General features: G+C 44.6%; 12 protein-coding genes. 3 read left to right on the forward strand and 9 right to left on the reverse strand.

The genetic code is table 11. The features are described 5' to 3' along the window. Positions 1-134 precede the first annotated feature (134 nt). A complete protein-coding gene (locus DFP80_RS01290) occupies positions 135-2,216 on the reverse strand; it encodes a TonB-dependent receptor (protein WP_113915002.1) in 2,082 nt (693 codons plus the stop codon). Positions 2,217-2,344: 128 nt separating this feature from the next. Between DFP80_RS01290 and DFP80_RS01295 the strand changes: the two genes are divergently transcribed. Continuing rightward, positions 2,345-4,324 (forward strand): TonB-dependent receptor plug domain-containing protein, encoded by a 1,980-nt coding sequence (locus DFP80_RS01295; RefSeq protein WP_113915003.1) that lies wholly within the window; start codon positions 2,345-2,347, stop codon positions 4,322-4,324. Between the two features lie 88 nt (positions 4,325-4,412). Here the strand turns inward: DFP80_RS01295 and entS (DFP80_RS01300) are convergent, their stop codons facing one another. From entS (DFP80_RS01300) to fepB (DFP80_RS01315), 4 genes are all read right to left on the reverse strand, one after another. Continuing rightward, entirely contained in the window at positions 4,413-5,675 is a 1,263-nt protein-coding gene (entS, locus tag DFP80_RS01300; protein ID WP_241560177.1) for an enterobactin transporter EntS, read from the reverse strand. Between the two features lie 326 nt (positions 5,676-6,001). Next, on the reverse strand, positions 6,002-6,133 hold the full coding sequence (locus DFP80_RS21030; RefSeq protein ID WP_113915004.1) for an MbtH family NRPS accessory protein: 132 nt from the start codon (positions 6,131-6,133) through the stop codon (positions 6,002-6,004). A gap of 12 nt (positions 6,134-6,145) precedes the next feature. Further along, the gene (fes, locus tag DFP80_RS01310) at positions 6,146-7,387 is read right to left on the reverse strand and encodes an enterochelin esterase (protein WP_113915005.1); all 1,242 of its coding nucleotides are present in this window, start codon (positions 7,385-7,387) and stop codon (positions 6,146-6,148) included. A gap of 125 nt (positions 7,388-7,512) precedes the next feature. Next, entirely contained in the window at positions 7,513-8,553 is a 1,041-nt protein-coding gene (gene fepB, locus DFP80_RS01315) for a Fe2+-enterobactin ABC transporter substrate-binding protein (RefSeq protein ID WP_113915006.1), read from the reverse strand. A gap of 172 nt (positions 8,554-8,725) precedes the next feature. On the opposite strand from fepB (DFP80_RS01315), the gene fes (DFP80_RS01320) reads away from it, so the two are divergent. Both fes (DFP80_RS01320) and entS (DFP80_RS01325) read left to right on the forward strand, forming a co-directional pair. Then, positions 8,726-10,018: an enterochelin esterase gene (fes, locus tag DFP80_RS01320; RefSeq protein WP_158601333.1), complete on the forward strand. Its 1,293-nt coding sequence runs from the start codon at positions 8,726-8,728 to the stop codon at positions 10,016-10,018. A gap of 12 nt (positions 10,019-10,030) precedes the next feature. Next, complete coding sequence (gene entS / locus DFP80_RS01325; RefSeq protein ID WP_113915008.1) at positions 10,031-11,320, forward strand: enterobactin transporter EntS; 1,290 nt, start codon at positions 10,031-10,033, stop codon at positions 11,318-11,320. 67 nt (positions 11,321-11,387) lie between these two features. Here entS (DFP80_RS01325) and DFP80_RS01330 read toward each other — a convergent pair whose 3' ends face one another. The 4 genes from DFP80_RS01330 to fepB (DFP80_RS01345) are packed head-to-tail and all read right to left on the reverse strand — an operon-like array spanning position 11,388 to position 15,184. Further along, entirely contained in the window at positions 11,388-12,188 is an 801-nt protein-coding gene (locus tag DFP80_RS01330; RefSeq protein WP_113915009.1) for an ABC transporter ATP-binding protein, read from the reverse strand. After that, positions 12,185-13,174 (reverse strand): FecCD family ABC transporter permease, encoded by a 990-nt coding sequence (locus DFP80_RS01335; RefSeq protein ID WP_113915010.1) that lies wholly within the window; start codon positions 13,172-13,174, stop codon positions 12,185-12,187. The genes DFP80_RS01330 and DFP80_RS01335 overlap by 4 nt, the downstream gene beginning before the upstream one ends. After that, positions 13,171-14,166 (reverse strand): Fe(3+)-siderophore ABC transporter permease, encoded by a 996-nt coding sequence (fepD, locus tag DFP80_RS01340; protein WP_113915011.1) that lies wholly within the window; start codon positions 14,164-14,166, stop codon positions 13,171-13,173. Before fepD ends, DFP80_RS01335 begins: the two co-directional genes overlap by 4 nt. Continuing rightward, positions 14,156-15,184 carry a Fe2+-enterobactin ABC transporter substrate-binding protein gene (gene fepB / locus DFP80_RS01345; protein WP_113915012.1) on the reverse strand — a complete coding sequence of 343 codons (1,029 nt, stop codon included), beginning with the start codon at positions 15,182-15,184 and terminating at the stop codon, positions 14,156-14,158. Before fepB (DFP80_RS01345) ends, fepD begins: the two co-directional genes overlap by 11 nt. Between the last annotated feature and the right edge of the window lie 14 nt (positions 15,185-15,198).

Genomic DNA, 15,198 nt, shown 5'->3' on the forward strand with positions numbered 1-15,198 from the left:
TGGCGAGTGTTCGTTTGTTTATTGAAAATGGAATTTTGGATGAAGTGCTTTACCCTATTGCAATAATAAAAGACAGTGCATAAAAAAAGACGAACCATTGCTGATTCGTCTTTTTTTCTTCAGCGCTTAGTGAACTACATGCGGTAAGTCGCGCTTAGACCGATAGTTCGAGTTTGGCCAACGGAGGCACGAGTCCCTCTGTTAATCAGGTAAACAACGTCTTCATTGGTCAGGTTTTTAATGTAACCATCTATCATGAGGTCGCCCATTTCATATTTAACTCTAGCGTTTGTGGTAATATAGTCGCCTGCTTTGTAGTCTTCGGTATTGGCTAAGTCTGAGTAATACTCTCCAACGTAAGTGGCATCCGCTCCAAATGACCAGTTATCGCCGATATACTGAGTAAAGCCTAGCCCTAAGTTCAAGTCAGGAGAATAGGTGATTTCGTTACCATTCCAAGAAGATGTGTCAGCATCGGTAGAGTCGACTTTCGTTTGAAGTGTACCGATAGAGCCACGTATTTCTAAATTCTCATTAATAAATGTGACAGCCTCAAGTTCGGCGCCATATGTATGTGCAGATTTTACATTTTCCAAACGATCTGATGTGTAAGCTTGGTAATCACTGTAATCATTGAAAAATACACTTGCATTGATATTGAAGTCTTGGAATTGGCTTTTGCTGCTGAATTCGTAAGCGGTTACTTCTTCTTTATCATAAGTGTAGTAACTGTAGTCGCTCCAATCCAATGCTGCGCCGCCGCCATTGTATCCACGGCTTACAGAAGCACCTAACGTAGTGCTTTGGTTTAATGCATAAGTTGCTGATAGTTTTGGAAGAAATACTGTTGTATTTTCATCCTGATTAAGAGTTTGAGTGCTCCATCTAACTAGTGTGCGATCTTGGTTTTCATTTTCAAGTCTACCGCCAATATTTAAGGTGGTCTTATCCGAAAGTGAATATGCAGTATCGCCGTATAAGGCTAAGGTTGTTTTTGTGCCATCGGCCACATAGAAATTATTAGCGAAAGTGGTGAAGTCAACATCCAGTGTTGTATCTGCCTGAGATGCATACGCCCCAATAAATCCAGAGAGGTTAGAGTCGCTTGGAGAATAAATAATACGGTTTTCGACCGTTATACTTTTTTCCGTTTTCTTGGCAATGGTATCACCTGGATATTCATCAAAATAAGCGGTGTAATCATTGTAACTAACCTGTAGGATATTTTTTGTTTGATTGGAAATATCATAACTAATTTCAGTTGAAATTGTGTCAACTGTGGAGTCTTGAAGTCGAGTATTTTCATTGTTATTCGAATCAAGAGTCATGGTTTGGTTTGAAAAGTTGTTATCTGAATCGTTGGCCCATGACAAATATTCCCCAGTATTTTTTCTATGAACAAGAGTAAGTTTTGCTTCTAACCCATTAATGTTTTTAGGCTTCCATAAGAGTTTGCCTCGGAAGTTTTGTGATTCAGAATCGTTCACATCGGGACCATCATTTAACTCTGAATTCTCTTGTTCGTAGTTTAGAAACCCCTCGCCCTTAGTGCCATCGAATGTTATACGGTAGGCTAATTCATCTTCTACTAGTACGCCATTATTCATGATGGCTAAATTGTAATTAAGGTTGTTATTTTCATATTGCTCTAAGCCAATACGAACAGCACTTTCAGAGGTAAAAGCTGGATCATTAGTGTTAATGATGACAGCGCCACCGATGGCGTTTGTTCCTTGAGTTGTAGATTGTGGGCCTCTTAAAACTTCTACTTGTTGCGTGTCCCATAACTGCGCAGGAGTGAAGTTATATCCGCCCCAAGATTCTGTTACGCCATCAACAGATGTCGAAATTCTTGGGCGTCCACCAGTCATGAATGCATTACCACCGACAGCAGCACCGGCACCATTGACCCCACGAATATTAATTGTACCAAAACCCGCTGATGTCACATTTGGAGCGACTGTCACTACATCGTTCACTTCTTTTGATTCACCGCTGTCATAGGTCTCTTCGCGAATCACCGTAACGGCAGTGGTAGTTTCCTTGATGTTCTTATCAATTTTCTCACCCGTTACTACCAATGTTGGTATTGAATTGACCTCTTCCGCGAATGCAGTTGAGGAAACACTCACGGCATTTATGCTGATAACGGCAAGAGCAACAGCAGATAGATTGCTTGGGAACTGAACCGATGAGTTGTTTTTTAAGAGCGACATATTCTTCCTTTTTAAATGAACATTGTTTATAAAGTATTGTAAATTTTATTGATAATGAAAATAATTCGCAATAGCATTCGATTGTTTTTTTATATCCCTACAAAAATAGATAGGAGTGAAATAAGTTTATGTTCGCTAAGAAACAGTTATTTGTCAGTATGTTAGCCGCGGCTCCCATGATGGCATTCGCAGTAAGTGATGATAATGAAATTAGTTTGTCTGAAGACACAGAGCAGTTAGATACCTTAGTTGTGACAGCAACTATGGAAGCTAAGAAAATTGAAGATATTCCTGCTTTTGCGACCGTGGTGACGAAGGATGATATTGCTAAATCAACAGTGAGTAGTGTATCGGACCTACTTCGTGAAACGGTTGGAGTTAATAATCTTAGTGATGCAACGGGTCGTGATGAGATTCAAATTCGCGGTTTAGATGGAGAATATACAGTCATACTTGTTAATGGTAAGCGTGTTTCAGCGGGGAGTGCATTTGATAAAGGCAGTGACACAGACTTAAACAGTGTGCCATTGAACTCTATCGAGCGCGTTGAAATTATTCGTGGGCCTATGTCTGTGCTTTACGGTGCGGATGCTATCGGTGGAGTGGTAAATATTATCACGAAAAAACCACAAGCTGACGCTGGTTGGACGGGAACTGCTAATGCTGAAGTGCGTAAAATTGAGTCTGGAGAAGGTGGTGACCAGTATCGTTTAGGCGTATCTGGCATGGGAGCAATCAATGACAAGCTTGCACTATCTGTCAGTGTTGAGGATTTAAGTCAAAAAGCTTGGTATGCGGATGATGATGCCGTCGGCCCTTTGCGCGAAAAGAAAAATGCTCAGAACTTGACTTCTACTTTGACTTGGCAAGCCGCTGAAAATCAGGAAGTGGAAGTTGATTTCGGCTACAACCATGATGAGCGTCCTTATCAAGCTTATAGTGACACAGCTTATCGAGAGCAAGAAATAACAAGAACCGATTTGGCTATTACCCACAAGGGAGAATGGGATTGGGCGAATACCACTGCCTACATTAAACGTGAGGAAAGTGATGTTTATGATTACAACTCACAATATGATGAACCAAAGGCCCACTCTAACCTAGAGGCAAACAATACCTACGCTAAAGGCTACGCTAATAAAGTAGTAGGAATGCATGCGCTGCTGGCAGGTGCTGATTATAAAAATGAGCAATTAAAAAACAGCTACACACTGCTAGATACAGGTGAATACAATGTAGATCAATATGGTGTTTTTGCCCAAGATGAAATGTCATTAACAGATAAACTTGTTTTTACCTTGGGTGGACGTGTTGATAACCATGAAATATATGGCAATAATTTCTCTCCTAAAGCTTACCTTGTTTATAACGCTACAAATGCATTAACTTTTAAAGGTGGTGTTACCAAAGCCTTTAAGGCGCCAGAGGTCAGTAAGTTAAGCGAAGAATATCGTACGGTAAGTTGTGGTAGCGCTTGTACATTGTCGGGTAACCCTGATTTGGAAGCGGAAACCAGCGTGAGTTATGAGTTTGGTATGGATTATCATACTAAAGGTCTGAGTGCGACAGCGGCTGTTTTTCGTAATGATATTGATAATTTGATAGAGCGTGAAGTTGGTTATGATAATAGCGGCAATGCTAATTCTGCAAAGTGGATTAACGTTGCGACGGCGATGACGCAAGGTTTTGAGTTTAGTGCTTCAACACCTTTAACCGATGACCTTTTATTGAAAGCAAATTACACTTATTTAGACACGGAAGCAGAAGACTCAGATGGAGTGAAAACTGTTTTAACTGGGCGCCCAGAACATCAGGCAAGCGTATCATTTGATTACCAAGCGACAGATATTGTGGCAACTTACCTGTCTGTTAATTATATATCAGGTATGCAGTATTCAAGTTGGGTGAGTGGTGTAGGGTCAGTGTATAGCACTTTACCTTCTTATTACCGTACTGATATAGGTATGACTGCCGATGTTACCGAAAATTTAACACTTCGAGCTGGCGTTAAAAATATTGGTGATGTGCGCCTAGACGAAGAAGATACTGGTTATACAACGTATGAATTAGGTCGTAATTACTTTGTAAGCGCAGCTTATAATTTTTAAAGTATGATTAGCTGATTGAAAGAGCGTACATTTTTCACATGTACGCTCTTTTTTAATTAGAGGGCTTAGGAGTATTAAGGCGATAATACTATTTAATTTTTTCGGTTAGGTTGGGATTGTTTAATGGGCTGTTTCTTAATGTTTTCAAGCACGCTAATAAGGTTAATCCTATGCTCATGGCAACGGCGCCAAAGACAAAAACACTTGCCAGAGAAGACAGTAGTTTGCCTAGAAGACCGATTGAAAGTGTCCCCAGCGAGTCGCCTGACGCATCTTGTGCTGTCCATATGCCGTTAATGCGTCCCAAATAATGGTCAGGTGTATGGCCTTGTACGAAGCTGTATTGAAGCAATGATGCAATAGAGACAAGGTAACCAAACCCTACAAGAAGAATGAGGGTAATGGGAAAAAACGTTGTTGATCCAATACCCATTAAACAGAGAAATGCCGCAAGGCTGCTTAGCATCATAGCCAATCCAGGCTTTTCAACATGATTTGCCCAACCGCTAACGATCGCCCCCAATGTGGCTCCTAAAGGGACGGCGGAATACATCAATCCCACCACCCAAGCACCGCCACCGTATACGGTGTCAGCAAGCGCCGGAAATAACACGCGAATGGCCGTTGTTAAGGTGACTAAGGTACCCATGATGACAACGCCTGCTAAAATTTTATTGGTGAAAATATACGCAAATCCATCCCATAATGAGGACAGGGGGTTATGGGCTTTTACTTCTTTTGGTCGCATGTTTGGTAAAGAGAGCAGCGCAAGTAAGGTGATGCCAGTTCCAATGGCGGCAATCAGGTAATTCCAAGCGACATCGGAGGCGGCAATAATGATGCCTCCGATGGCTGGCGAGATGACAGTTGCTAAGCGTACACTTACCATGCTGATTGCTCGGGCTTGCATGAGATTTTCTCGACCTACTAGAAAAGGCATGCAAGCCATTAAGGCTGTGATGCCTAGTGCGCCAAAAAAACCATCCCAAATGGACAACAGATAAATGGCCCATAATGAGGGATCAGGTAACCAAGCGTTAATCGCCATGGCAAGAAAGCCCAATCCACAAGTGGAACGTGCAAACAGAATGATGCGTTTTCGCTCATACATATCCGCTAGAACCCCTCCTAGCAGCAGACCAATAAATAGCCCTATCCCTTCTAATGCCATGACAATGCCAACTTGCAAGCTATCACTGGTTAAAGCATAGACCTGAACTGGTATCGATACCGAAAGCATCCCCAGACCAAGTATTGATATGGTGCGCGCAATAAAAACAGTGCGAAAATTTTTGTGTGTTGCTAATAAGTTGAAATCCACAAGCATGGATTTTTTCTTGGTGTCACTCACGTTTTACTCTCTTTTAATTGGTAAGGGTTAGTTCTGACGAAAGGTTTGATTATTTTTTTGGCCATCGATTCTTGTGATGTCTGATGAATAAGTTGATCAAATAAAGGTCCTATTGTTTTATAGCAATAGCAAAAATATCACTTGGGCTTATGGCCTGAATGTGAAGAGTATGTGTGAAAGCTTGAGGTTGTTGGTATATTTCTCGATAGTTTTGATGCAGCGCCTCAGAAAAACATAAAGTATTTGGGGCTTGGCTAGGTTTGATTGTTTTTTCTATTTTTTTAATGCTTCTACTTCACATATCATCATCGCCCCACGGTTTTCGATCAGAAAGGCGATTTTGTCATCAGGAGTGATTCGTAATTAGGCCACAAGCTGTATTGCCCCTGATCATTTTTAAGTACGAGAAAGCGATGAAATTCATTATCAAATGGATTTAGGTATTGGGAGTTATCCATGCTATATGGTCCTTATATTGTCTTAGATAGAGTAAATTCAGTATTAAATGCTTTAATCAAGCTTCGAATAAGACTTTGTTGCCAGCACAACCAGTCATGCCCCCCTCTAAATTCATTGAACTGAACATAGTGGCCATTCGCTTGCAGTGCTTTTGCCATGAGCTGGCTGACTTTGAGCATATCCTTTTCATAGCAACCGGCTTCCATAACAACCTTTAACGGCGTTGAGGCAATGGGGGCATGCTTAACGCTCTGAATGAACTCGCCTTCGCCAGGCATTGAGTCCACATCAGGCCACCAGAAAGAACCAGATAGACTGATGGCTGTTGCAAAATATTCTGGCCAATTTAAGGCACTATAAATGGCACTAAGGCCACCCAAGCTTTGCCCTGCCACAATGTTTTGATAAGGGGGCGTCAGAGCATATTGCTCTTGAATCCTAGGGATTAACTCTTGTTGTATGGCGTTCCAAAAGTCAGGGTTACAGGCGAGCTCAGTATTGCGATGTGAGGCATCGATGGAATCTATGAAAACATATAGGGCTTCAGGCAAATGTCCAGTTAACGTTAGCTCGTCTAGTTGATGGTAAATAGGAAGGTTGTTTGCCCAATGTTGTCCATCCAATAACAAAATAACAGGTCGTTTTTGATTGGTGTTGTTACCTGTCTGGTATAGCCAGATGTTGCGTTCGTTCTTAAGCTTTTCACTGGTCCATGTGGTTGTGTGTAATTGTCCGTGTTGGGGCGTGTTTTGATTTTTGAATATAAAAAGACTGCTTTTATCAAGGCAAACACGAGACAGCTTAATGCCGCTGCCATGACTGTGTGGTGCGATTAGGTTGAGTGGATCGTGTTGCGCGTTACTTTGCATCAGCTGGATCCACCAACGTCGCATCGTCGCTCGATCATTTTTAACGGGTGGTTTTTGGTTATGAGTTGCTGGCATCAGAAAGTAACTGCCAAGCCAATCACTGGGTAGCTCGGTTTCCCAGAACCAAACATCGCTATTGTCGATGCAAGCAAATCGAGTGAGTTCTTGTGTTGGGTGAGGGGTTTTCGAATACAAGTCAATATACACCGCCTCAATATCCGAGTTCGCTTCTTTCTCATCCCGCCAAATAAAACTAACGAGCGTTTTGTCTGTATTAAGGGGTAGTGTTAGCGGGGTTCCCATCGCTTGAATCCGGTCCCACCAATCAAGGGAGCCAACATTTTCACGACATAATTCGGGGTGGATTGGGGCTACTTTTGTCACGCCGTTTACCTGAAAAATAGATCATTCTTATTTTGGTCGTTTTAACCATTAAGCTGTTTTAAAGCTTGGTTGCTTGTATTGACCTTCAGTATGTAGAGCAATGTACTAAACATTGCCTGAGTCATTTATTGATTGCTGCTCAACCTATCTGGCGATGTTGTAAATAAAGTTTCGAGCCGTTTGATCATGTTGCTTGAACTAAAATAGTCGAGTCGAAATGTGTCATTACCCACACTGTAGATAGAGTCGTTTAGCACTGCTGGTATGGCGGCCAGATAGGAATTGGCTTTTACGGCTTCTTCTTGTGGCGGTTCTGTTGCAAATAAAAGTAGAGTGTTCCCTGTTAATGCGTCAGGAAAGCGTTCTCCACTGGCGATGACAATGTCATTTCGTTTCCCCATGCTTAAGTCACCACGAACTGAATCTGGGATATCGGATAAAGTAAAACCAAGTTGAGTGAGCAGTTGTCCTTGCGCTGACTCAGGTGTCCAGACATTGCCACCAGTGCCGTCTTGGTAATAGACCAAGGCCGTCGTTGGTTGCGGAGGGAGTGAGGTGGTATTTTTGAATTCCGTTATTTGCTGATTGAATGAGTCAATTAGATTGGCTGCATTGTTTTCTAATCCGAGAAACTCACCTAAAACCTGAGCAAGTTGCATCCAGCTTTTGTTGCTGTAATTAATCACAACGGTTGGAGCGATGTCTTTTAATTGGTCATATAGCTTAAGAGCAGAGTCACCGCCGGTTTGAGAAATGATAATGAGGTCTGGATTGGCTTTAACAACCGCTTCTGCATTGTGTTCGGTTTGATACAAAGCTTTGAGTTTCTTTTTAGTCGCGAGTTCGCTCCATTGAGTGAAAAAGCCACGATCATCTGAGATGTTTGTGTTTGGAATGGTGGCGCCAGAGCCGATAATTGGAGCGTCTATGGCCAGCAAGGTTCCTGTTATTGTGATGCTGGTTGAGACAATGCGTTTTGGAGGGTGGGTTAGTGTCACTTCGCCATAGCTTGTCATAATGGTTCTTGGCCATCCGGAATTGTCTTTCATTACCTGATCTATTTTAAGGTTTAAGGCGCTTTGCTCGGAAGTGTCTTGGCAGGCCGTGATGAGTAAGCATAATACGCTTGATAGAATGAGTTGAGAGAGGAGTTTTGCCTTCTGCATTATGCCTTACTTCCATTGATCAATGAGTTACCTAGATACAATAACACATATGATAATCGTTATCATATGTGTTATTGTTAATCTGATATCTGATTTACCTTGTTGGAACGATCTATTTTTTAGGGTGTGTTTTTCAGAACGTATATTTGTAGAGTGTATTAAGGGTACTGATTTGATAAACGCAATGGATTTGAATACAAAGCTGGAGTTTTTGGGTTGTCATGGAGAGGTTGGCAGTAGCCTTTGGTGGAGCCTGTTAAAAGCAGAGAGAGCCCCTTTCGTAAAGAATCAATCTTGTGTTCAGTTTATTTGGCGAGATCCTCAAGGCGATAAACATTCATCTGACATTGCTTGTGTAATATTGGACGTTAACTCGATAACGGATCACCATACATGGACCCCTAAGTGCTTACAACGAGTAGATGGTACAGATGTTTGGTTTGCTGAGTTAGACATCAATCCGCAATGGCGAGGCAGTTATTCCTTTATTCCATTAACAGCAGATCAGTTGCCTGAGGTTGTTAAACAACAAGGCGATGGTTCCGTGTCAGCGCAGAGAGCTTGGTGGATCTCTATCGCTGCTCAACAAACTGCCGATCCTTTAAATCCTCTGCCTGTATTGCATTCTGGCTGGGGGGTGTCGTCAGCCTTGCATATGCCTAACGCTCCGAAAGAGATCGGTTGGGAAGCATGGGATAAGGGGGATTTGCCGAGTATTGCGCATGACGTCATCAAGACATTTCACTGGGTGTCGGAAAGCTTGGTAAATAAGCGCCATTGTCAGCTGTATTCAACAGCAAAGGGAGAGGCGCCTTTCGTTATTTTACTCGATGGGCAGAAGTGGGGTGTAGAAAGTGGTTGTTTGTCTGTGTTGGATTTTTTGACTGATCAAAAACAGTTACCACCGGCTCATTACCTTTTGGTGCCATCTATTGATTCGAAAAGCCGTTGGCAAGAATTAAGTTGTCATCGTCCTTTTTGGGACGCGATACACAATGAATTATTGCCAGACGTGGCACAGTATCTCAATCATATTGCTTGCTCCCCATCTGAGTATCTTGTTGCCGGACAAAGTTTGGGGGGGTTGTCCTCTTTGTATGCAGGCTTAACCTTTCCAGAGCAATATCGAAAAATCATTAGTTTATCAGGCTCATATTGGTGGCCTGAAGTAAATCGTATGCATGCTTCTCATCTTGAAGAGGCTCCGTCGAATTGTCCTCCCAAAGGTGGCTTAACGGAAGGGTTAGAAAACAAAACATTGGATGCTGCACACCTATCCGTTTATCAAGCTGTTGGGTCCGGCGAAGCCGACATGTGTTTTTATAACGATCAAATGCTGAATGCTTTAGACAATAGTGGAGCGGATGTGTGTTATCACGTTTTTTGTGGTGGGCATGACTGGTTATCTTGGCGATCAGGCTTGGTGGATGGGTTAAGGTATTTACTGCTAAGTGAAGTCGATTAGTTAGGAAAGATGATGTTGAAGTCTACAGTGTTATTGGATTTTAGTTTACTGAAAACCAACGCCAACTTCCGCGCTATCTTCATTGCTCGTTTGATGTCTGTATTGGGCATTGGCATGTTAAACGTGGCAGTACCAGTGCAAATATACGAATTAACCGGGTCCAGCTTACAAGTCGGTTTTGCAGTGGCGCTAGATGGAATAGGCATGTTTATCGGTCTGATGTTGGGCGGGGTTTTGGCCGACAGGATGGATCGTAAGTGGCTAATATTGTTTTCTCGTTCTATTTGTGGTGTGGGCTTTGTGTTGCTCGCGGCAAACGCTTATTTGTCTGAACCAAGCTTGTGGGCAGTGTATGCGATCTCCCTTTGGGACGGTTTTTTTAGTGCGATTGGTATGACTGCATTAATGGCGTCGATACCGTATTTGGTAGGGCGAGAAAATCTGCCTACGGCCGGTGCACTAAGTATGTTGGTTGTTCGTATCGGTTTGGTGATTTCCCCTGCGGTAGCAGGCGTGGTGATTGTGTCGTTTGGGGTGACGTGGAACTACACTTTGGCTGCAATCGGTACCTTTTGCACCTTGATTACCTTAATCACTTTACCAAACATGAAACCGCAAGAAGGCGCGCCTGAAGAACATCCTATCCGTTCCTTGTTGGATGGCTTTCAATTTGTGTTCACTCATAAAATCATTCGCGCCGTGGTGGCGTTAGGCACACTGGAAGCGGTCACTAAATCCATCCGCATTTTATTTCCAGCATTGGCAGCAACGGCATTTGGCGGGGGGGCGTTTGAAGTTGGCCTGATGTATGCGGCGATGCCGGTCGGGTCGACATTAGGCGCGCTGACCAGTGGTTGGGTTCGACATGCAACACGGCCGGGAGTGGTGATGTTGGTCACGGCGTTCTTGTCATTTCTCTGTGTTGCCGCATTAGGTTTTATGGGGCATCTAGTCTTGATGTTGCTAGCGTTAGCGATATTTGGCTACCTCGGTTCGATCGGAGGTTTATTGCAATATACGATTGTTCAAGGGCATACCCCAGATCATATGTTAGGTCGTATTGGTAGTTTTTGGACCGCACAAGATGTGGTTGGCGATTCGGCTGGTGCGTTAGGTATTGGTGTCATTGTAAAAGTGTTATCGCCGGTAATGGGATTAGCGGCGCTGGGTTTAGGCTGTGCTGCGGCCACCCTTTTGTTAGGGGCGGGTGTTCGTTCGTTGCGAAACACGGCATTAATTGATACCAACTTATTTCCGACAGAAGACTCGACAGCGAACTCGTCAAAGAGTGTGGCTGCGTAATCTATCTTGGGACTAAGTTAGCGAAAAGTGGCGAGTTTGTTTGACCTCGCCACGTTACCGATCTGTTTTAACCTTGACGGCCTTTTGGGATCACCAAAGGTGTACCAGAAATAGGGTCTTCTATAATCAGGCAAGGTAAACCAAATACCGATTCAATTAAGTCTTCAGTGACAATGTCGGAAGGTTTGCCCGTAGCAACGACATGACCATCCTTCATTGCAATGAGGTTATCGGCGTAACGGCAGGCGTGGTTCAGATCATGTAATACGGCCACCATGGTATGACCATTCTTTTGGTTAAGATCCTGAAACAAATCCAGCAACTCAATTTGATGAGCGATGTCTAGGTAGGTCGTGGGTTCGTCTAACAAGAGTACAGGCGTTTGTTGTGCTAAGGCCATGGCTACCCAAACACGTTGTCTTTGTCCACCGGAGAGTTGGTCTACATGCTGATGGGCGAAGTCGGTAATGTGAGTCGCTGCCATGGCCTTGTCGACCGCATCTTGGTCTTCTTCACGCCAAGGTTGGAACCATTTTTGATGAGGGAAGCGACCGCGCGAGACCAAATCCATCACTTTAATACCGTCAGGGGCAATCGCACTTTGTGGCAATAGCCCTAATTGCTTGGCAACGTCTTTTGTCGTTTGTTCGTGGATGTTTCTGCCGTTTAGTAGTACTTTTCCAGATTCTGGTACCAACAGACGACTCATGGCACGCAGCAGAGTGGATTTGCCGCAGCCATTGGGTCCAACAATCACACTGAATTTCTCTGGTGGAATTTGCACCGATAAATTTTTTGCGATGACGGTTTGATCGTAACTAAGGGTGACGGACTCGGCCGCTAATAAAGAGGGTGAATTCGAGTTCATAATCTGCCTTCTCGTACAATTAAATAAACCAAATAGAGGCCGCCTAAACTGATGGTAACGAGACCAACAGGAAGGGTGATGCCTTGCCATGCGTGTTGCGCTAAGAAGTCCGCGGCCAGTAATAACATAGCGCCAACCAATGCCGAGGCCGTGAGTGAAATGGACGCATTGTTTTCTAAACGTCTGGCAATTTGTGGTGCGGCCAGAGAGATGAACGCAATAGGGCCGGTGATGGCGGTCGCCACAGCGGTTAATGACACACCGACAAACATCAGTGCCAAGCGGCTTTTGTTGACTGAAACCCCGAGAGCTGCGGCTGTATCATCGCCCATTTCAAGTAACTTCATACGACTGTTCATTGCTAAGGCGATGAGCATCAGCAATATCAGTAATATGGCGGCGGGCAAGACTTTTGACCAGGTCATGCCATTTAGAGAGCCTGCACTCCAAAGTGCCGCAGTCATGGCGGTTTCAAGGGATACGGATAAAGATAACCATTGATTAAAAGCGGTTAGGGTAGCGCTAATGGCAATCCCAACAATGATTAGACGAAAGCCAGAATGTCCCTCACGATAAGCAAACAGGTAGACTAAAAGAGCGGCACAGAGTCCGCCCAGAATGGCCCCCAATACGCTCATCCAATACAGATTTCCAAACCAAGCAATGGAAAGTAGAACGCCGGTAAACGCACCAACATTGAAGCCCGTAATATCAGGACTGCCCAATGGGTTTCGGACTAATGATTGGAAGACGGCACCGCTGACGCCTAGACCAGCGCCAATGATTAAAGCCCCCAATGCTCGGGAAGCACGCCATTGCCAGACGACAATAGATTGGTATTGGCTGGCGTCTCCCGTGAGTAATTGCCAGATGCCTTTCGTGCCTTGAGCAACTTGTTGCCCTGTAAACAGCGTTGCGAATAGAACCACAAGAGTCAAAATAAAGGCGATTAGGACGAGGGAAGGGTTGCGCGGGCGTGATGTCATAATGAGTAGGCTCCTTTTCGTCTTACCAGATAGATGAGAATAGGCGCGCCAATAAAAGCCGTGACGATAGAGACTCTCAGTTCACCGACAATCAAAACTCGGCCGACGATATCCGCAAAGAGCAGTAAACATGGGGTTAAAATAATGCAAAATGGCATGATCCAGCGTTGATCTGGGCCAACCATCCAACGGGCAATGTGAGGAATCATTAAACTCACGAAGCCAATCGGGCCGGCTGCTGCCGTTGCAGCACCACACAATAAGGTGATGGCGATCAGTGCAAAAACTTGTGCCCGTGCCGGTTGACTACCCAGCGCCGTCGCGAGTGAATCGCCCAGACCGAAAGCATTCAGCGCTGGCGTAATTGCAAGAGCAATAACACAGCCTAATATAACGACGGGGGCAATAAACAACGGCACAGCCAGATTACGAATGTCTAAGCTACCGACCGACCAAAAGCGGATTTGATCAAAGGCGCTAGGGTTAAAAAGCGTTAGTGCTGAGCTTAAACCGCCAAATACGGCACCAATGGCTACACCAGCAAGGGTCAGTTTTAGCGGATCAACTCGACCTCCACCTAAGCGGCCGACATAGTAAACCAGCAGGCTGGCCAGTAAGGCACCTATGGCCGCGTAGAAGAAAAATTCACTGAGTTGTGTTGCGCCAAGAAAGACAATGCTGATAGCGATGGCCAAGCTGGCGCCTAGGTTCACCCCTAAAATACCTGGGTCAGCCAACGGGTTGCGGGTAATGGCTTGAATCAGTGCCCCCGAGGTGCCTAATGCCATACCAACAAACAATCCATTGAGTGTTCTAGGCAATCGCCCTTCGTAAATAATGGTTTTCGCCAGCCCAGTTTCCTCGCCAGATGCGATCTGCCAAAGTTGATGGATGGGGATGGCCTTGGCACCAAAACATAAGCTAGCCAGCATAATAACGCATAACGTCATGAGCGCGATGGTTAACCAAATGAGCCTTTGCTTAGTTTGCATGGTTTGGGTGTCCAAAAAGCGTTTGTAAACGGTGTAAAAGGTTGGTGGCGCTGTAGTAGTCTAACCGAAAGGTGTCATTGCCGACGGCGTAAACTTGGCGGTTTTTAACCGCTTGTGTGGTTTGTAGATAAGGGGTGTGAATGAAATCGTTTTCTCTTTCACTGGCCGCCGCGAAAAGCAAAACGCTTTGACCCGTAATGGCATCCGGAAAGCGTTCCCCTGTGGCAATGATGATGTCATTACGTTGGCCCATACTGTTATCGCCTTTGACAGAGTCTGGCACCTTAGCGAGTTGAAAGCCTAACTCAGAGAGCAGTCGACCTTGAGCCGATTCATGGGTCCAGATATTTCCACCTGTGTTGTCTTGGTAGTACACCATGGCCGTTGTTGGCTGTGGAGGTAATTGGATCATTTGCTTGGTGTTTTGGACTTCTTGTTCAAACTGGGAAATAACGGCTTGGGCACGCTCTTCTAATCCTAGAAATTGGCCAAAGATGTTCGCTAGTTGCATCCAACTTTTGTCGTCGTATCCAATAATAAGCGTCGGGGCGATGTCTTTTAACTGTGCATACAATTTGCGGGCAGAATCACCGCCAGTCGCGGAGATAATAATCAGGTCAGGTCTGGCTGCCACAATGGCTTCTGCATTGGCTTCTGTCTGATAAAGAGATACTAGGTTTCGCTGTTTAGCGACGGTTTCCCATTGGCGCATGAAGCCGTCTTCCCCTGCAACACCGGTATTTGCCATGGTGCCACCAGAAGCGACAATGGGAGCATTAATGGCGAGCAGCGTGCCGGTTAATGTGACACTGGTGGAGACGATTCGCTTAGGGGGGTGCGTTAATGTCAGTAGACCTTGCTCAGTTTGAATGCTTCTTGGCCAGCCACTTTTTGCTTGAGAAACCTGCCAAAGAGCTAGGTGAGGTTCGGCGTCACGATTCTGCTCGCAGCCTGTGACGATGGTAAGAAAAACAGCCGATAGCAGCATACAACGAACCAATCCAGTTATACCGACCATGATAAACCTCTTCC

Origin of the sequence: Marinomonas rhizomae, assembly GCF_003315485.1 — a bacterium.
Taxonomy (GTDB): Bacteria; Pseudomonadota; Gammaproteobacteria; order Pseudomonadales; family Marinomonadaceae; genus Marinomonas; species Marinomonas rhizomae.